The following is a 19387-nucleotide window of genomic DNA, read 5'->3' as shown; positions in this document are numbered from 1 at the left end:
TTAATAATAATATTATTACATTAATACATCTAATTATTTAAAGGATAGATTGATTCCATGACGTTATTAAATCCTTATTTTGGAAAATTTGGAGGAATGTATGTTCCTCAAATTTTAATGCCAGCATTATATCAATTAGAAAAATATTTTGTAGAATCGAAATCAGATGTAAAATTTCAATCAGAATTATCTAATTTACTTATTAATTATGCCGGAAGACCTACACCATTAACATTGTGTAAAAATATTACACAAGGAACAAAATCAAAAATTTATCTTAAAAGAGAGGATTTATTACATGGTGGTGCACATAAAACTAATCAAGTATTAGGTCAAGCTTTATTAGCAAAAAAAATGAATAAAACACAAATTATTGCAGAAACTGGAGCCGGTCAACATGGAGTAGCGACCGCGTTTGCGTGTGCATTGTTAAAATTAAAGTGTAAAATTTATATGGGTTCTAAAGATATAAAAAGACAATCTTCAAATGTATTAAGAATGAAATTAATGGGTGCATCTATCATATCTGTAGATCATGGATCTTGTACTTTAAAAGATGCTTGTAATGAGGCATTACGAGATTGGTCAGAAAATTACGAAAATAGTCATTACATGTTAGGTACAGTCGCTGGTCCACATCCTTATCCTACTATGGTACGAGATTTTCAAAAAATTATTGGAATAGAAACAAAAAAACAAATTATTGAAAAAGAATTTAGATTACCAGATATCATTTTAGCATGTGTAGGAGGGGGTTCTAATGCTATTGGTATTTTTTTTGATTTTATCAAAGAAAATAATGTAAAATTAATTGGTGTTGAACCAGGAGGATATGGTATAAAAACAGGAAAACATGGTTCTCCATTACAATATGGAAAGACTGGAATTTATTTTGGTATGAAATCTCATATGATGCAAAATCAAGATGGTCAAATTAGAGAATCATGGTCAATTTCTTCGGGATTAGACTTTCCTTCTGTAGGTCCAGAACATGCTTGGTTAAATAAAATTGGTCGTGTCCAATATCATTCTATTACTGATAAAGAAGCATTGTATGCTTTTCAATATTTATGTAAATATGAAGGTATTATTCCTGCTTTAGAATCTGCTCATGCAATAGCATATGCATTAAAAATTATCCGTAAATATCCAAATAAAAAAAATATTATTGTTGTTAATTTATCTGGTCGAGGTGATAAAGATATGTTAACAGTACAAAATAGTATAAATGATACAAGCACAGGATATGAAGATGAATCGATATAAAAATATTTTTCAAAAATTAAAACTTATTCAAGAAGGATGTTTTATTCCATTTATTACTATTGGAGATCCTTCAGAAAAATTATTTTTTAAAATTGTTGATATATTAATTCAATCAGGTGCAGATGCATTAGAATTAGGAATTCCATTTTCAGATCCATTAGCAGATGGTCCTATTATACAAAAATCTAATTTACGTGCATTATCTCTAGGTACTGATATGTTAAAATGTTTTAGCATAATAAAAATTTTGAGATGTAAATACCCTAATTTACCTATTGGAATACTAATTTATGCTAATATGATACTAAATCAAAAAATTAACCAATTTTATAAATTATGTCAAAAATGTGGTATAGATTCAGTTCTTGTTCCTGATTTACCTATAGAAGAGTATGTAGAATTTGATAAATATGCTCAATTAAATAATATATTTTCTATTTTAGTTTGCCCACCTAACGCCAATGAAAGTTTAATATACAATATTGCTATGAAAGGAAAAGGATATATTTATTTATTATCTAGACCTGGAGTTACTGGATTAACGAACAAAATAAATTATATTAATAAAAATATAATAAATAAATTAAAAATACATCATTCAGTTCCAATTATACAAGGATTTGGAATTTCTGAAACGCATCATATTATATCATCTTTATCTTATGGTACTCATGGTGTTATTTGTGGATCTGTTATTATTCAATTAATTGAAAAATATTATTCTCAAAAAAATATAATGTTAAAAAAAATTAAAAATATAACAAAAATATTAAAAAATGCAACGAAAAATAGATTAATTATTTAAAATAATAATATATTTCATAACATAAACATATTAATTTTTATATTAAATATACTACTTCAGAATATGTAATAATGTTGTTTATACAAATAATAAAATTATCATTATAAAATATAATACAAATCAAAATAATAAGAATAAGAATAAGAATAATAATTATTTTTACTCAATATATATGTAATTTTTTAAATACCTTACATTATATCTAAATGTTTCATATATAGATTTATAATTACATTACTTATACAAATTGGATGTATTGTAATGATTATTCTTATTATTGTATTATTTTGTTTTTATCTTTTGATTTCTCAACAAAAATATATAATTCATGATACATTACAAAATAAAAAAATTTTAATATTAAAAAATATGATTATTATATTACTAATAACTTATTTATTTTTTAAAGTTCTTATACTATTTTTAAGCTCAATTTTATTTTTTATATTAATCAATTTATTTTTTTTAATTTCTAATTCTATAATTAATATAATATTAAAAATATTTGTATTTTTTTTATTAATATTTTATTTTTTAAATATATATAAGAAAAATAATATAACATATTAATATATTTATTAAAATATATTTTTAATTTATATTATAGATAATAATATCGTATTTACAGAAATATAAAATTGATTAAAATTTATAAATTTATATTCATAATATATTGTAAAATATATAAGTATTTTATGTTGTATTTTATATAAATATAATAATATAATTTAATAATAAAATATTACATAATAACAGTATAATAAAACTTAGTTTTATCAAAATATTAAATAAATATTAAATAAATATTAAATAAATATGAATAAATATTGGATATTTTATAATACTCATTATTTATATAATATTCAAAATACAAGTAATTTTTTGAATTAAAATGCTTTAATTCATTATATTATTTTAAATATAATAAAATATTTATTTATTTTATACAATAAATATAAATATTTTGGATTAATTATATTAGAATATAATGTTGAATTATATAAATATTTTAATTATGGTAAATAATAATCGAATTAAATATAATTATTTTTTATTATAATAAAAAAAAATAGTAACCTGAATATTATTTATTATTAAATAATACTTGTGATTTTAATTTAATTAAAATAATATTACTTTATTACATATATTTTATACTATATCAATTATTTAGGAATTAAATGACCCATTTTATTAATTTTTGTATTTAAGTAATTATTATTTTTTGAGTTTCTTCCCGAAATTAAATTAATACGTTCTATAACATTAATACCAGAATCTTGAAGCGCTTTGATTTTTAAAGGATTATTAGTTAATAAGCGAATTTTTTTTATATGCATTAATTTTAATATATCCGAACAAATAGTAAAATCTCTTTCGTCAGCAGAAAATCCTAACTTATGATTCGCTTCTACAGTATCTAATCCTTGATCTTGTAAATTGTAAGCTCGAATTTTATTTAATAAACCAATATTACGACCTTCTTGTCTATGATAAATTAATATACCGCAACCTTCTTTTGCAATAATCATTAAAGCTGTTTTTAATTGTGAACCACAATCACATCTTAAACTAAATAAAGCATCTCCCGTTAAACATTCTGAATGTATTCTTACTAATATAGGATCTTTTTTATTTATATTTCCATATATTAAAGCAACATGATTTTTATTTTTTAATTTTTCTTCAAAACCTACTATTATAAATTCTCCCCATGGAGTAGGTAATATAGCGTCTTTAATACGTTTAATTTTCATTTTTACTCTGTTAAAAACAATGGATGTAAATATTAAATTATCATAAAATACAAAAAAATTAAATTTTTAAATGATTCATTGTAATATAAAATATATAACTTTAAATAATCAATTTAATGATATTATTATACAAAAATTTCAAATTTATATCATTATATCATTTAAAATATTATTTAATATTTTCATTGGATTTCTTGATTGTGTTACACTCCTACCTACAACAATATAATCACTACTAAATTGTTTTATTTCTTTTGGAGTAATAACTAATTTTTGATCATTTTTAGAATTTTTAGGTAACCTAATTCCTGGAATAACAGTTTTAAAATCATTTCCAAAAATATCTTTAATATTTTTTGATTCTCTTCCTGGACATATTACTCCATCTAAATTAGATTCTTTTACTATTTTAGATAATTTTAAAACATAATCAGATAATGATAATGTAACTCCAATTCTCTTTAAGTCTAATTCTGAAAAACTAGTTAGTACAGTAACAGCCATTAATAAAGGAGTATGTGATTTAAAATTATTTAAAGCATATTTAGCTGCTTGTAGCATATCTATACCTCCACATGCATGAACACTAATCATCCATACGCCTAAATCTGCAGCTGCACGAACAGCTTGAGCAACAGTATTAGGAATATCATGAAATTTTAAATCTAAAAATATATTAAATCCAAGATTATGTAATTCATGTATAAAATTAACTCCTAATCTTATAAAGATTTCTTTTCCAATTTTTAATTTATATAATTTAGGATTAAGATCATTAATTAATTTCATAGCAGATTTTTTATTTGAATAATCTAATGCTATAATAACTTTTGGATAATGAATTGACGTAGTAGTATCAGACATATATAGTTACTCTTTTAAAAATTAATAATAAATTATATAAAATATATATAATTATTTTATAATACAAAATAATATATTACTAAAAAATTTATTTTATTTGTAAATTTGCATGATATGAAGATCGTACTAGTGGTCCACAAAAAGCATTAGAAAAACCCATAGATAAAGCTTCATTTTTAAAATATTTAAATTTTTCTGGATTTACATATTTTTGAACCGGTATATGATATATACTGGGTTGTAAGTATTGTCCTAATGTTAACATATCCACACCATTTGATCTTAAATCACGTAAAACTTGTATTATTTCTTGATCTGTTTCTCCTAAACCTAACATTAAACCAGATTTTGTAGGAATATTGGGATTTAATGTTTTAAAATAGTTTAATAACTTCAGTGATTTATTATAATTTGCACCCGGTCGAATCATTTTATATAATCTTGGTACATTTTCTAAATTATGATTAAAAATATCTGGAGGTTGTTGAGATATAATTTTTATAGAATATTTTAATGAATTACGAAAATCAGGAACTAAAATTTCAATTTTAATATTTTTTTTTACTCTTAATAATTTAATACAATTATTAAATTGAATTGCTCCTCCATCTTTCAAATCATCTCGTGCAACTGAAGTAATAACAACATAATTAATATTCATATGAAATACTGTTTGTGATAAATTATTTGGTTCTTCAGAATTAATTGGTTGAGGTCGACCATATGATACAGCACAAAATGGACATTTACGAGTACATATATTACCTAAAATCATAAAAGTAGCAGTTTTGTTATTGAAACATTCATGTATATTTGGACATAATGCTTCTTCACATACTGAATGTAAAAATTTATTTTTTAGTTTTTTTTTTATATAATTAAAGTTATTAAGTTGTACTGGTAATTTTACTTTAATCCAATTTGGTTTTGGTAATAATGTTTTTTTATATTTTTTTATATTTTGTATAATAGGTAAATGAATAAATTTTTTTTTATTTTTATTTTTCATGTTAAATTCCAAAATCATGTTTATTATATTAGATAAATAAAATGTATTATCATATATTTATTAAATGTTTAAAAATATAAAAAATTTTTTGAATTAAAAAAAAATAAACATTTTTGTATTAAAATATTTCTAACATCATAAAATAATATATTTTTTTTTATATTAGACATTTGTGTCATTATAATATTATTACCGCAAGGATGAATATATTTAAAAGGATGCAAATTCATATTAACATTTAATGAAAGTCCATGAAAGCAATGACTATTATTAATACGTAATCCTAAAGAACAAATCTTCTTATTATTTACATATATTCCAGGATATTGATGATTTTTATAACCTATAATAGAAAAATCATATAATGTACTTAAAATAATATTTTCAATCACAAATAATAATTTTTGAACATTTATTTTTAGTCTTATTAAATCCAATAAAAAATATATTATTTGTTGACCTGGACCATGATATGTCATATTTCCTCCTCTATTACTTTCTATTATTGGAATCATATGAATATTTTTTTTTTTTACATTATTTTTTATATAACCTTGAGTAAATATTGGATAATGTTCAACAAACCAAATTTCATCCAATGAATATTTATTACGTGTATTTATAAAATGGTTCATTTTAATGTAAGTATCATGCCAATGTAATAACCCTAAACAACGAATAATAATTGGTTTAATTTTCAAAATTATTTTCTTAAAATAAAAAGTTAACTGTGATTTTCATATATATATATCATAAAATTTTAAAATATTATTTAAATATTTATATTTTATGGTAATTTTAAAAAAATTAATTTTATTCCAGTAGAAATAAATTCTACACCCAAAGACATTAAAAGAAGCCCCATAATTCTAGTTAATATGTTAATACCTGTTTGACCTACAATTTTGATAAAAAAAGGAGCGCTTTGAAATAGAATCCAGCAAATTAATGAAAATAATAATATTGTTATACTGCATCCAATAATATTATTTACAGTATTATGATGAGTTCCCCATATAATCGTAGAACTGATAGCACCAGGACCAGCAATTAAAGGCATAGATAATGGAATAATACTAATATTTTCTTTTTGATATGGTAATTTTTCTTTTTGAGTTTTTAAATTATTTATTAAAGATCCATTCATCATAGATAGAGCAATACCGATAATAAGTAATCCCCCAGAAATACGAAATGATTCTATAGAAATATTAAAAAATTTTAAAATGATATTACCAATTAATAATGAACTAATCAAAATAATAGAAGCAGAAAAATTAGAAATCATATTAATTTTTTTTCTTTCTTTAGTTGATTGTAATCCTGTTATACCCATAAAAATAGGGATCATTCCAATAGGATTAACTAAAGCAAATAATTCTGCAAAAAAATTTATATAAATTGAAAAGTTATATATTAAATTTTTCATATTGTCTCGTGAATTTAATTAATATTAAATTCACATTATATATTATCAGTTTAAAAGATAATTAAAATATGTTTCAGAAAAAAATCATGATTAATTATAATAAAAAACCTCAAATAATTGATTTTATATTGTATTATATACTTATATATTTAATGTTTTATATTATAATGAATAATTATTATTAAACTATTAGCTTGTTATTGTGTTATATTATATATATTTTTTGTTATTTTAATAGAATTTCCAATATAGTTATTTGGTGTAATTTTTTTTAATTTTATTTTTTCTTGATTCGGAATTTTTAAACTATCTATATACTGATGTATCAATATAGAGTTCATTTGTTTACCTTTTGTTAATAATTTTAGTTTTTCATATGCATTATTAATACCATGTTTTTTCATCACTATTTGAATAGGTTCAGATAATAATTCCCATTTATTACTTAAATCTTTTTTAATGGTATTATAATTAATTGTAATTTTCTTTAAACCTAATAATAAAGATTTATATGATATTATAGAATAACTAATTGCTACTCCAAGATTACGTAATACAGTAGAATCAGTTAAATCTCGTTGCCATCGAGAAATAGGTAGTTTAGATATCATATGATTCATAATAGCATTTGATAAACCAAGATTACCTTCTGATTTTTCAAAATGAATAGGATTAATTTTATGAGGCATAGTAGATGAACCAATTTCATTTAGATTATTGTGTTGATTAAAATAATTTAAAGCAATATATCCCCATATATCTTGATTAAAATTAATTAAAATAATATTAAATCTAATAATACAACTTAATAGTTCTGATATATAATCATGAGGTTCAATTTGAGTTGTACAAGGATTCCAATGAATATTTAAAGAAGTTACAAATTCTTTACTAATTTGATACCAATTTAACATAGGATATGCTATTACATGTGCATTATAATTTCCTGTTGCACCATTTATTTTACCAAATATTTTAATTTTTTTTAGTTGTTTTAATTGACGATACATTCTGTAATAAAAATTACTCATTTCTTTTCCTACTGTTGTAGGAGAAGCAGATTGTCCATGTGTTCTACTAAGCATACTAATATTTTGAAACTTAAAAGCTATATTTCTAATATTAAATATAATATTTTCCCAATATGGAATTAATAAATTAATGCGAGTCGTTTGCATCATATTGGCATAAGCTAAATTATTAATATCTTCTGAAGTACATGCAAAATGAATAAAATTCAAAATAGAATGATTAAATAATTTATAAGATATTTTGTTTTTTAAAAAATATTCAATTGCTTTAACATCATGTTGTGTAGTTTTTTCAATTGTTTTAATGTATTTTGCATCATCATAATTAAAATGTTTTATTATATTATTTAATATTTCATTATCTAACTGATTTAATTTATCTAATTTAAATATTTCAGGTATTGAAGACAATTTCTGTAACCAACGTATTTCAATTGTTGTTCTAAATTTTAAAAATGCATATTCACTAAATATATTTTTTAATTTTGATGTATCTTGACTATATCTCCCATCAATAGGAGAAATAGCATATAAATTAAAATAATTCATGTAATTTTATATTCCAATATGATAAAAAAGTATAAAATAAAATATATTTAAATAATTATATTAATTTTTTATTATAGGAAATGATTTTTTAATAATACCTCCTCCTATACAAATTTTTAACATGTAAAATACAATGGATTGACCTGTTGTAATAGAGGATACAGGAATATTAAAAAAAACTTGTACTGTATTTAAATTTAAAAGTATTACTTTACATGATACATCTTGTTGTTGATATCTTGTTTTAGCAGTACAATATAAAATTTGTGTTATGTTAATATTATTAATCCAATTCACTTTATACGCAAGTAATCCCATTGACATTAATTTATAATGTTTTGATCCTTGTATAACAACTAGTGAATTTGTTTTTAAATCTTTTTGTATAACATACCATGGAATTTTTTTTTTTTCATATTTTCCTCCAATATTTATACCTTTTCTTTGTCCAATAGTATAATTCATTAAACCAGTATGTTGACCAATAATATATCCAGAATCCGTAATAATATTTCCTGGATAATATCTAATAAAACGACTTAAAAATTTTGACATTTTAGCTGGTCCAATGAAACAAATACCTGTAGAATCTGGTTTTTTTGAAATAGATAAATTTATTTTTTTTGCTATATTACGAACTTCATTTTTTTTTAAAGAACCTATTGGAAATAATATTTTTTTTAATTTTTTTTTTGTTAATGTATATAAAAAATATGTTTGATCTTTATTACAATCATTACTTCTAAGTAACATAGGAGTTTTATTAAAATATTTAATTTGAGCATAATGACCAGTTGCCATAAAATCAGCTTTTAATATTTTGATTGCAAATGTAAAAAATAAATGAAATTTAATTTTTTTATTACATAAAATATCAGGGTTAGGTGTATTTCCTTTTTTATATTCATATAAAAAACTTTTAAATACGAGATTCCAATATTCTTCAGAAAAATTTATTTCATGTAAATTAATTCCTATCGTTTTACATACCTTTCTAACGTCATATAAATCTTGAAAAGAAGAACAATAATTTATTGTATCATCTTCTTCCCAATTTTTCATAAATACACCTTCAACTCTATATCCTAATTGTAGTAACAAAGCAGCTGATACTGAAGAATCTACTCCCCCAGACATAGCAATAACTATTTTTTTATTATTCAAATGTTTTATTAAAATCATATTATTTTATTAACATATAAAAATATTTATTAATTATATTAAGAATAAATTATTTTATATAATTTATAGATATTACATAAAAACTTTTTAATTTAAATTATTGTTATATAATAAATATTATAATCATTATAAAAATTTTAATAAATAAAATTATTATTTAATTAACATTATACATTAATTATATGGAAAATATACGAAATTTTTCTATTATTGCACATATTGATCATGGAAAATCAACATTAGCCGACCGTTTTATTCAAATATGTGGTGGATTAACAAAAAGAGAAATGTCTAATCAAGTTTTAGATTCTATGGATTTAGAAAAAGAAAGAGGAATTACAATTAAAGCTCAAAGTGTAACAATTAAATATATAAATCAAAATAAAAAAAAATTCTATTTAAATTTTATTGATACACCTGGACATGTAGATTTTACTTATGAAGTATCTCGTTCTTTAAGTGCTTGTGAAGGAGCATTATTAGTAATCGATGCTTGCCAAGGAGTTGAAGCACAAACTGTAGCAACTTGTAATATGGCATTACAAATGAATTTGACTATTATTCCTGTATTAAATAAAATTGATTTACCTACATCAAATACTAATCGTGTGATTCAAGAAATTCAAGAGTTAATTGGAATTTCGACAAAAAATATTATCAAATGTTCAGCAAAAACAGGATCAGGTGTAATACAATTATTAGATAAAATTATTACAGAAATCCCCCCTCCATTAGGTTGTATTGATACTACATTACAAGCTTTAATTATTGATTCTTGGTTTGATAACTATTTAGGTGTTGTTTCTTTAATTCGAATAAAAAATGGAAAACTTACTCACGGTTTAAAAATTCAAGTTTTTAGTACTAAACAAAATTATTATATTAATAAAATTGGAATTTTTACTCCAAAATCTCAAAATAAAAATTATTTAAAAGCTGGAGAAGTAGGATGGATTTCATGTGGAATAAAAAATATTAAAGCTTTCCCGGTAGGAGATACATTAACATCTGCCATATATCCAATTAATAAACCTATATCTGGGTTTAAAAAAATAAAACCAAAAATATATGCAGGATTATTTCCTATTGAAACAGAACATTATGAATTATTTCGAATAGCATTAGAAAAATTAAGTTTGAATGATGCCTCATTATTTTATCAACCAGAAATTTCTAATTCATTAGGATTTGGATTTAAATGTGGATTTTTAGGTTTGTTACATATGGAGATTATTCAAGCTAGACTGGAAAGAGAATATAATTTAAATATTATATCCACTATTCCTACTGTAATTTATGAAATAGAAACAATAAATCATAATGTTATTTATATATATAATCCATCTGATTTATCTAAATTTAAAAAGGTTAAAGAAATACGAGAACCAATTGCACGTTGTAATATTTTAACTCCTATTAAATATATTGGAAATATTTTACATTTATGTTCTAAAAAAAGAGGGAAACAACATAATATAATTTATCATTCTTATCAAGTAACATTACAATATGATATTCCAATATCAGAAATTATAATTAATTTTTTTGATCAATTAAAATCTATTTCTCAAGGATATGCATCATTAGAATATGATTTTAAGTATTTTCAAAAAACTGATATAGTATGTTTAGATATACTTATTAATTCAAAAAAAATTGATGCTTTATCATTAATTATACATCGAAAAAATTCACAATTTCATGCTCAGGAAATAGTAAAAAAAATTAAATCTTTAATTCCTAGACATCAATTTAATATTATTATTCAAGCTATGGTGAATAATAATATTATTGCTCGATCAACTATTAAGCAACTACGAAAAAATGTATTATCTAAATGTTATGGAGGTGATATTAGTCGAAAAAGGAAATTATTAGATAAGCAAAAACAAGGAAAAAAAAAAATGAAACAAATTGGTAATGTAAAAATACCAAAAGAAACTTTTTTTTCTATTTTTTCTATTTAAATAAATATATAAAAAATCATTTAAATATATTTCAATAGCCTTACTATTTATAAATAATAAATTATTTAGATTATTAATAAATCAAAAATATTATATGAATAAATAGTAATTTTTTTATTTCAAATATCATAATGTAATTATAAATAATCATTAAAATTAAATATATTCTAAAATATATAAGATGATTTTTCTAATTTATATTATAGTTATTTGAATATATTTTATTTTATCACTATATTATATTGTTCTTAAATTATGATATATAATAATCAAAAATATTTTAATATAATTATATATTATATTAAAATAATTATAAATATTCTTAGTAATAAAATTTATTATTATATTATTAATTAAATATTAATAATTTTATATAATTATACATTTAACATGACATGATAATTTTAAAAACAATATAGTACTATATAATCATATTAAAAAATAAATCAATTAACTGTTTAAAATATGAGTAATTAATATAAAAAATATAATATAAAAAAAATAAAAATAATTCTATAATAGTTAATATCAATTAATATTAAAAATATTTATACATTATAAATATTTAATGTAATAAAATAGATAAAATTAATTAACTATATATAAAGTAATTTAAAATGAAACATATTTTAATCAAAAAACTACAACAAGTTTTAGGATATAATTTTAAAAAACAAGAATTATTAAATCAAGCTCTTACTCATCGAAGTGCTAGTAGTAAACATAATGAAAGATTAGAATTTTTAGGTGATGCAATTTTAAATTTTGTTATGACTAATATTTTATATAAAAATTTTTCTCATTTTGATGAAGGTCAAATGAGTCGAATACGATCAAAATTAGTACAAGGTCATACATTAGCTAAAATTGCATATGAATTTAATTTAGGAATATATTTAAAATTAGGACAAGGTGAATGGAACAACGGAGGATTTAGTAAAGAATCAATTTTAACAAATACTATAGAGGCTATTATTGGTAGTATATTTTTAGATAGCAATATAAAAACAGTAGAAAATGTAATACAAATATGGTATAAAAAAAGATTAAAAAATATTCATTTTAAAAATCTAATAAAAGATCCTAAAACACGTCTTCAAGAATATTTACAATCTAAATGTTTATCACTTCCTGTATATTTTATTGTTCAAGCATATGGAGAAGCTCATAATCAATTATTTACAGTATGTTGTAGAATTAATAAAACAGAAGAAATAATTAGTGTAGGAACAAGTCGAAAAAAAGCAGAACAAGATGCTGCATATCAAGCATTAGTAAAATTAGGAATAGAATGAAAAAATTATCTAATACTTATTGTGGTTATATAGGAATATTTGGAAAACAAAATGTAGGAAAATCTACTCTTTTAAACAAAATCATAGGTAGTAAAGTATCTATTACATCTTGTAAACCAGGTACCACTATAAATAATATAATAGGTATAACAACAAAAAATAATTATCAAACTATTTATATTGATACACCTGGAATAAGTATAAAAAAAGAAAAAAATTTTTTATATAAAAATCATAATGCATTTAAAAACAAAGAAAATTTAAAATTAATCATTTTTATTATTAATAAAACAATATGGTCAAAAATAGATGATATTATTTTAAAAAAAATAAAAATGTTTTCTATACCCATTATATTAGTTATTAATAAAATTGATTGTATTAATGATAAAACGATTTTATTACCATTTATTAATACTATCAAAAATAAACATAATTTTAATGCAATTATTCCTCTTTCAGCGAAAACTGAAGAAAATATTAAGATATTATTAAAACAAGTAAAAAAAAATATCCCAAAATCTATTTTTGATTTTCCAAAACATTATAAAACTAATTCTTCTCATTTATTTATGATATCTGAAATTATACGTGAAAAATTAATGCGTTTTTTAGGTCAAGAATTACCATATTTAATTACAGTAAAAATAGATACATATAAAATTAATAAACTAACAGGAAAATGTTTTATTTATGCATTAATTTTTGTAAAAAATGATAGACATAAAAAAATTGTTATTGGAAAAAAAGGAGAAAAAATTAAATATTGTAGTATGTTAGCACGAAAAGATATAGAAAAAATAATTCATAAATCAACATATTTAAATTTATGGGTAAAAAAAATACTTAATATTGTTTAAAAGAATATAATATAATAAATATACTTTATATGAAATAAAAATGATTTTATAATAAATAAATTACTTAAATAAATATGAAATTTTTAAATAATTTATCTATATTATAATTAAAATAATTATAAAATTTTAGTATTAAAAAATTATTTTTTTTTATTTCTTTTACTTTTGAAAAAATTTTTTATTAAATTAGTACAAGAAAAGAAATATGATGTAAATTCTTCAACTTTAATTTTATTTTTATTTTTTATTTCTTGTAAAATATCTATTTTATTATATTCTTTTTTTTTTTTTGAAATATGTTTAGTTCCTATAACTAAACGACTAATTCGACTATTTATAATAGCTCCTAAACACATTATACAAGGTTCTAAGGTAACATATAATGTAGTATTAATTAATCTATAATTTTTTAATATTTTTCCAGCTTTTCGAATAGCTATTATTTCAGCGTGTGCTGTAGGATCATGTTTAGAAATAGAACAATTAAAACCTGTTCCAATAATACGATTATTTAATGTTAATATAGCTCCTACTGGAACTTCTCCTAAAGAATATGCATGATTTGCCAAAGTTAATGCATAATTCATAAATATCATATCTTGTATTAATAATACATTATTATTCACAATTTAAAATTTCTATATTTTAGTAATATATGGATCATCTTTATTTTATTCATGTCTTATTTTTTTAATAATTCTATTTCTTTGAATTATCCATTCTTGTTTTTTTTTATTTTCTCTTTTATCTATATTTGTTTTTCCTTTAGCAATTCCAATTTTTAATTTACACCAGGATTTCTTCCAATATAAAGAAAGAGCTACCAAACTATATCCTGGTTTTTTATATTTTTCATATAAATAATCAATTTCTTTACGATGTAATAATATTTTTATATTTCTATTAGATTGATTTAGATCATACATTTTACATTGTATAATAGGTTGAATATTTATTCCAATTAAAAAAGATTCTTTATTTTTAATAATTATATATCCGTTATTTATATTAACTTTATTCATTCTTAATGATTTTACTTCCCATCCTTTTAATAATAATCCACTTTCAAATGTTTTTTCAATAAAAAAATTATAGTATGCTTTTTTGTTTTGAATAGCATTATAGATTAAGTTATTTGGTTTATATATCATTATATTTATATTAAATTATTATAAAAATTTATATTACTGTGATACAATAACCATTGCTGGTCTTAAAAGACGATTATATAATTTATATCCTTTTTGCATAACTATTATTATATGATTAGATTGCATTTTTTGTGATTTAGATATAGCAATTGCTTGATGTATATTAGGATCAAAAGGTATATTAATATCATTTATAACATTTATATTATACATTTCAAATAAATTTAAAAATGATTTTAAAATTTTATTTAATTGATAAACTATAAAAGAAAAATATTTTTTTTCTTTTATAGATAATTCTATCGTTTTTTCTAAATTATCAATATCAGATAAAATAGAGATAATATAATTTGATGAAGAATATTTATACGTATTTTCAATTTCTTGTTTAGATCGTTTTAAAGCAATTTTAATTTTTTTTTTAGATATATTTTTTAAATCAATTAATTTTTTTTCTTCTTTTAAAACTGAATTTTGAAGATTAATAATTTTTTGTTTTGTCATACTACATCCTAAAATTAACATCAGTTTTAAAATTATTTTATATACTGACATCAATTAGTATATGGGAAAATAAAATAATTATATTATAATACTATTTAATTTTAGATTCTTTGATTAATGGAGATATGTAAACAACAGACATATCCCAAGGTTGTTCAATCCATACATTTTGAGGAACGTTAATAAGATATTGATCTACTAATTTTCGTCCTCTAGGTTTAGCAAAAATAGTTACAAAATGTGCTTTTGGATACATTTTTCGAATTATTTTTGCTGTTCTTCCTGAGTCCGATAAATCATCTACAATTAAAACATCTTCATAATCTTGAGAAGGTTTTTTAAGAATTTGAATTTTTTTAAAATTATTATAATTATAACTAGCAATACAAATCGTATCTACGATACGAATACTTAATTCTCTTGCTAATAAAGCAGCAGGAATTAATCCTCCTCGACTTACTGCTATAATACTTTTCCATTTTTTAATTGACATAATTTTTTTAGCTAATGTTCTAGTATAAATTTGAAGTATATCCCACGTGACAATATATTTCTCATTCATAATAATTCCAAAATTTTAAAGTAATATTAATAGATTAAATAATACTATATTTTATTTTTAATTATAAAAATAATAATATTAGTATTCAAGAAGTATAATTGTAATATATTTACGGTGCGGACGGGACTTGAACCCGTGACCCCCGGCGTGACAGGCCGGTATTCTAACCAACTGAACTACCGCACCTTTACTTCAGGATGATGTAAAATATTATTAAAATGATATTTTAAAATATTTACAATTTAACTCATCCATAAACAAGAACAAAATTTATTCATTTCTTTTAAATATTGATCATGTCTATTTTTTTCAATTTCTGTTAATTTATATACATTAATTGATTTTTTAGAATTATTGAAATCTACTTGATTATAACTAAATTGATATAAATTATTTTTATATGATTTTTCATGAAAACTAATTTCTTTTTGTATTCTCGTCATTCTTAAATATATTTTTGCTAATATTTTTGCATCTTGAATTGCACTATGAAGTTGACGAGTAGTATATATTTTATAACGTTTACATAATGCATCTAAATTATTTTTTTTACCAGGAAATAAAGATCTAGCTATTTTTAAGGTATCTATAATATTACAGAGATCAAATATTTTTTTAGTTTTTATATTTAATTTACTAAACTCATAATTTAAAAACCTAATATCAAAATTTGCATTATGTATAATAATTTCAGAATTTTGAATATATTTCAAAAAATCTTGATATACATCTTCAAACTTAGGTTTATCTAATAAAAACTCATCTGATATTCCATGGATTTTAAATGCCGATGGATCTATTAATCGATTAGGATTGACATATGTGTGAAAATTATTATGAGTAAATTTTCGATTAATAATTTCAACAGCTCCAATCTCAATAATTCGATGCCCCTTGCATATCGATCCCCCTGAATTATTCATACCAGTTGTTTCAGTATCTAACACAACTTTTCGAGAAATATTTAAGTCCATATTTTATATTCATCTTTATTTTTATATATGTATAAATAAATATCTATATCTCTCTATAAATAATGTATGGAGCTAAGCGGGATCGAACCGCTGACCTCCTGCGTGCAAGGCAGGCGCTCTCCCGGCTGAGCTATAGCCCCATTGGTTAATTATAATTCATAGGCCTGAGTGGATTTGAACCACCGACCTCACCCTTATCAGGGGTGCGCTCTAACCAACTGAGCTACAAGCCTCCGAAAAATTTTTATCAGATAATTTATGTGAGCACTTAAAATCAAAGCGTATTTATTATAAGGAGGTGATCCAACCGCAGGTTCCCCTACGGTTACCTTGTTACGACTTCACCCCAGTTATGAACCACAAAGTGGTAAGCGTCCTCCTTTTCAGGTTAAACTACTTACTTCTTTTGCAACCCACTCCCATGGTGTGACGGGCGGTGTGTACAAGGCCCGGGAACGTATTCACCGTGACATTCTGATTCACGATTACTAGCGATTCCGACTTCGTGGAGTCGAGTTGCAGACTCCAGTCCGGACTACGATACACTTTATGAGGTTTGCTCATCCTTGCAGAGTTGCTTCTCTTTGTATGTACCATTGTAGCACGTGTGTAGCCCTGGTCGTAAGGGCCATGATGACTTGACGTCATCCCCACCTTCCTCCGGTTTATAACCGGCAGTCTCCTCTGAGTTCCCGGCCGAACCGATGGCAACAGAGAATAGGGGTTGCGCTCGTTGCGGGACTTAACCCAACATTTCACAACACGAGCTGACGACAGCCATGCAGCACCTGTCTCATAGTTCCCTAAGGCACTTTCTTATTTCTAAAAAATTCTATGGATGTCAAGACCAGGTAAGGTTCTTCGCGTTGCATCGAATTAAACCACATGCTCCACCGCTTGTGCGGGCCCCCGTCAATTCATTTGAGTTTTAGCCTTGCGGCCGTACTTCCCAGGCGGTCGACTTAATGCGTTAGCTTCGGAAGTCATCTCTCAAGGAAACAACCTCCAAGTCGACATCGTTTACGGCATGGACTACCAGGGTATCTAATCCTGTTTGCTACCCACGCTTTCGCACCTCAGCGTCAGTATTCGTCTAGGAGGTCGCTTTCGCCACGGGTATTCCTCCAGATATCTACGCATTTCACCGCTACACCTGGAATTCTACCTCCCTCTACGATACTCTAGCTTATTAGTTTTAAATGCAGTTCCTAAGTTGAGCTCAGGGATTTCACATCTAACTTAATATGCCGCCTACGAGCTCTTTACGCCCAGTAATTCTGATTAACGCTAGCACCCTCCGTATTACCGCGGCTGCTGGCACGGAGTTAGCCGGTGCTTCTTTTTCGAGTAACGTCACGGAAGATAATTATTAGTTATCTTCTTTTCTTCCTCGATGAAAGTACTTTACAACCCGAAGGCCTTCTTCATACACGCGGCATAGCTGCATCAGGCTTTCGCCCATTGTGCAAGATTCCCCACTGCTGCCTCCCGTAGGAGTCTGGACCGTGTCTCAGTTCCAGTGTGGCTGGTTATCCTCTCAGACCAGCTAGAGATCATTGCCTTGGTAAGCCATTACCTTACCAACAAGCTAATCTCATCTGGGTTCATCTAAAAGCGCAAGGCTTATAAAAAGTCCCCTGCTTTGGTTTTACAACATTATGCGGTATTAGCTATCGTTTCCAATAGTTATCCCCCTCTTTTAGGTAGATCCCCAGATATTACTCACCCGTTCGCCGCTCGCCGACAAGAAAAGAAACTTTCTCTCGATGCCGCTCGACTTGCATGTGTTAGGCTTGCCGCCAGCGTTCAATCTGAGCCATGATCAAACTCTTCAATTGATATTATTACTTTATAAAAGTAATAATTTAAATTTCGAAAATTTATTTTTTATTAAAAAAAAATATTTCGCAATCAATTTTTCGTGCCCACACGAATTATCTAACTATATTTTCAAAGAGCATATTTAACTAACTCCCTCTATCTTACATTCTTTTATAGATATGTCAACCTTTTTTTTGGTTTTTATGGAAATTAGCTATTATTTATAATTTATAATACTAATATGTATTCAATACATATATATATAAACATAAATTAAATTCAAAAATTTATTTTATCAGTCAATTACGTAATGAACTTATAATACATTTATTCTTAATAATTACAATAAAAATTTTAAAAT

The 19387-nt window shown here is 23.1% G+C and carries 17 protein-coding genes, 3 tRNA genes and 1 rRNA gene; 5 read left to right on the top strand and 16 right to left on the bottom strand.

What is annotated here, in order from left to right; all coding sequences use genetic code 11:
* Positions 1 to 57: 57 nt before the first annotated feature.
* Entirely contained in the window at positions 58 to 1266 is a 1209-nt protein-coding gene (trpB, locus tag AB4W56_RS00905; RefSeq protein ID WP_367675962.1) for a tryptophan synthase subunit beta, read from the top strand.
* Complete coding sequence (gene trpA / locus AB4W56_RS00900) at positions 1253 to 2071, top strand: tryptophan synthase subunit alpha (protein ID WP_367675961.1); 819 nt, start codon at positions 1253 to 1255, stop codon at positions 2069 to 2071. The genes trpB and trpA overlap by 14 nt, the downstream gene beginning before the upstream one ends.
* A 1166-nt stretch (positions 2072 to 3237) precedes the next feature.
* On the opposite strand, the gene ribA is transcribed toward trpA, so the two are convergent.
* The 7 genes from ribA to mnmA form a co-directional block, all read right to left on the bottom strand.
* On the bottom strand, positions 3238 to 3828 hold the full coding sequence (gene ribA / locus AB4W56_RS00895) for a GTP cyclohydrolase II (protein ID WP_367675960.1): 591 nt from the start codon (positions 3826 to 3828) through the stop codon (positions 3238 to 3240).
* 144 nt (positions 3829 to 3972) lie between these two features.
* Positions 3973 to 4692 carry an orotidine-5'-phosphate decarboxylase gene (gene pyrF, locus AB4W56_RS00890; protein WP_367675959.1) on the bottom strand — a complete coding sequence of 240 codons (720 nt, stop codon included), beginning with the start codon at positions 4690 to 4692 and terminating at the stop codon, positions 3973 to 3975.
* Positions 4693 to 4780: 88 nt separating this feature from the next.
* On the bottom strand, positions 4781 to 5719 hold the full coding sequence (gene lipA, locus AB4W56_RS00885) for a lipoyl synthase (protein ID WP_367675958.1): 939 nt from the start codon (positions 5717 to 5719) through the stop codon (positions 4781 to 4783).
* Between the two features lie 50 nt (positions 5720 to 5769).
* Entirely contained in the window at positions 5770 to 6402 is a 633-nt protein-coding gene (gene lipB, locus AB4W56_RS00880; protein ID WP_367675957.1) for a lipoyl(octanoyl) transferase LipB, read from the bottom strand.
* Between the two features lie 86 nt (positions 6403 to 6488).
* Positions 6489 to 7130 (bottom strand): YchE family NAAT transporter, encoded by a 642-nt coding sequence (locus AB4W56_RS00875; protein ID WP_367675956.1) that lies wholly within the window; start codon positions 7128 to 7130, stop codon positions 6489 to 6491.
* Between the two features lie 197 nt (positions 7131 to 7327).
* Positions 7328 to 8710 carry an adenylosuccinate lyase gene (gene purB / locus AB4W56_RS00870; protein ID WP_367675955.1) on the bottom strand — a complete coding sequence of 461 codons (1383 nt, stop codon included), beginning with the start codon at positions 8708 to 8710 and terminating at the stop codon, positions 7328 to 7330.
* Positions 8711 to 8770: 60 nt separating this feature from the next.
* Entirely contained in the window at positions 8771 to 9889 is a 1119-nt protein-coding gene (gene mnmA / locus AB4W56_RS00865; protein WP_367675975.1) for a tRNA 2-thiouridine(34) synthase MnmA, read from the bottom strand.
* Positions 9890 to 10074: 185 nt separating this feature from the next.
* On the opposite strand from mnmA, the gene lepA reads away from it, so the two are divergent.
* The 3 genes from lepA to era all read left to right on the top strand — a co-directional run bounded on the left by lepA (position 10075) and on the right by era (position 14014).
* Complete coding sequence (gene lepA / locus AB4W56_RS00860) at positions 10075 to 11859, top strand: translation elongation factor 4 (RefSeq protein ID WP_367675954.1); 1785 nt, start codon at positions 10075 to 10077, stop codon at positions 11857 to 11859.
* Positions 11860 to 12476: 617 nt separating this feature from the next.
* Positions 12477 to 13154, top strand: a complete 678-nt coding sequence (gene rnc / locus AB4W56_RS00855; RefSeq protein WP_367675953.1) for a ribonuclease III — start codon at positions 12477 to 12479, stop codon at positions 13152 to 13154.
* Positions 13151 to 14014: a GTPase Era gene (gene era / locus AB4W56_RS00850; protein WP_367675952.1), complete on the top strand. Its 864-nt coding sequence runs from the start codon at positions 13151 to 13153 to the stop codon at positions 14012 to 14014. Before rnc ends, era begins: the two co-directional genes overlap by 4 nt.
* Positions 14015 to 14154: 140 nt before the next feature.
* Here era and tadA read toward each other — a convergent pair whose 3' ends face one another.
* The 9 genes from tadA to AB4W56_RS00805 all read right to left on the bottom strand — a co-directional run bounded on the left by tadA (position 14155) and on the right by AB4W56_RS00805 (position 19043).
* On the bottom strand, positions 14155 to 14610 hold the full coding sequence (gene tadA / locus AB4W56_RS00845; protein WP_367675974.1) for a tRNA adenosine(34) deaminase TadA: 456 nt from the start codon (positions 14608 to 14610) through the stop codon (positions 14155 to 14157).
* A 75-nt stretch (positions 14611 to 14685) separates the two neighbouring features.
* A complete protein-coding gene (gene smpB, locus AB4W56_RS00840; RefSeq protein ID WP_367675951.1) occupies positions 14686 to 15165 on the bottom strand; it encodes an SsrA-binding protein SmpB in 480 nt (159 codons plus the stop codon).
* A gap of 33 nt (positions 15166 to 15198) precedes the next feature.
* The gene (gene grpE, locus AB4W56_RS00835; RefSeq protein ID WP_367675950.1) at positions 15199 to 15669 is read right to left on the bottom strand and encodes a nucleotide exchange factor GrpE; all 471 of its coding nucleotides are present in this window, start codon (positions 15667 to 15669) and stop codon (positions 15199 to 15201) included.
* 91 nt (positions 15670 to 15760) lie between these two features.
* On the bottom strand, positions 15761 to 16231 hold the full coding sequence (gene gpt, locus AB4W56_RS00830) for a xanthine phosphoribosyltransferase (RefSeq protein ID WP_367675949.1): 471 nt from the start codon (positions 16229 to 16231) through the stop codon (positions 15761 to 15763).
* 112 nt (positions 16232 to 16343) lie between these two features.
* Positions 16344 to 16417, bottom strand: a tRNA-Asp gene (locus AB4W56_RS00825).
* Positions 16418 to 16473: 56 nt separating this feature from the next.
* Positions 16474 to 17205, bottom strand: a complete 732-nt coding sequence (gene dnaQ / locus AB4W56_RS00820) for a DNA polymerase III subunit epsilon (RefSeq protein ID WP_367675948.1) — start codon at positions 17203 to 17205, stop codon at positions 16474 to 16476.
* A 67-nt stretch (positions 17206 to 17272) separates the two neighbouring features.
* Positions 17273 to 17345, bottom strand: a tRNA-Ala gene (locus AB4W56_RS00815).
* 19 nt (positions 17346 to 17364) lie between these two features.
* Positions 17365 to 17438: transfer RNA gene (locus AB4W56_RS00810), tRNA-Ile, on the bottom strand.
* 58 nt (positions 17439 to 17496) lie between these two features.
* Positions 17497 to 19043: ribosomal RNA gene (locus tag AB4W56_RS00805) — 16S ribosomal RNA — on the bottom strand.
* Positions 19044 to 19387: the final 344 nt, after the last annotated feature.

This window comes from Buchnera aphidicola (Phyllaphis fagi), assembly GCF_964058955.1.
Lineage (GTDB): Bacteria > Pseudomonadota > Gammaproteobacteria > Enterobacterales > Enterobacteriaceae > Buchnera_L > Buchnera_L aphidicola_AI.
This window is presented reverse-complemented; position numbering and strand designations above follow the sequence as displayed.

What these genes read in the sequence shown, in the direction of transcription:
- tadA (WP_367675974.1), bottom strand. Translation starts at nt 14,610, where the DNA reads ATGATATTTATGAATTATGCATTAACTTTGGCAAATCATGCATATTCT.
- grpE (WP_367675950.1), bottom strand. Translation starts at nt 15,669, where the DNA reads ATGACAAAACAAAAAATTATTAATCTTCAAAATTCAGTTTTAAAAGAA.
- dnaQ (WP_367675948.1), bottom strand. Translation starts at nt 17,205, where the DNA reads ATGGACTTAAATATTTCTCGAAAAGTTGTGTTAGATACTGAAACAACT.
- trpB (WP_367675962.1), top strand. Translation starts at nt 58, where the DNA reads ATGACGTTATTAAATCCTTATTTTGGAAAATTTGGAGGAATGTATGTT.
- lepA (WP_367675954.1), top strand. Translation starts at nt 10,075, where the DNA reads ATGGAAAATATACGAAATTTTTCTATTATTGCACATATTGATCATGGA.
- rnc (WP_367675953.1), top strand. Translation starts at nt 12,477, where the DNA reads ATGAAACATATTTTAATCAAAAAACTACAACAAGTTTTAGGATATAAT.
- era (WP_367675952.1), top strand. Translation starts at nt 13,151, where the DNA reads ATGAAAAAATTATCTAATACTTATTGTGGTTATATAGGAATATTTGGA.
- lipA (WP_367675958.1), bottom strand. Translation starts at nt 5,719, where the DNA reads ATGATTTTGGAATTTAACATGAAAAATAAAAATAAAAAAAAATTTATT.
- pyrF (WP_367675959.1), bottom strand. Translation starts at nt 4,692, where the DNA reads ATGTCTGATACTACTACGTCAATTCATTATCCAAAAGTTATTATAGCA.
- smpB (WP_367675951.1), bottom strand. Translation starts at nt 15,165, where the DNA reads ATGATATATAAACCAAATAACTTAATCTATAATGCTATTCAAAACAAA.
- gpt (WP_367675949.1), bottom strand. Translation starts at nt 16,231, where the DNA reads ATGAATGAGAAATATATTGTCACGTGGGATATACTTCAAATTTATACT.
- trpA (WP_367675961.1), top strand. Translation starts at nt 1,253, where the DNA reads ATGAATCGATATAAAAATATTTTTCAAAAATTAAAACTTATTCAAGAA.
- ribA (WP_367675960.1), bottom strand. Translation starts at nt 3,828, where the DNA reads ATGAAAATTAAACGTATTAAAGACGCTATATTACCTACTCCATGGGGA.
- purB (WP_367675955.1), bottom strand. Translation starts at nt 8,710, where the DNA reads ATGAATTATTTTAATTTATATGCTATTTCTCCTATTGATGGGAGATAT.
- AB4W56_RS00875 (WP_367675956.1), bottom strand. Translation starts at nt 7,130, where the DNA reads ATGAAAAATTTAATATATAACTTTTCAATTTATATAAATTTTTTTGCA.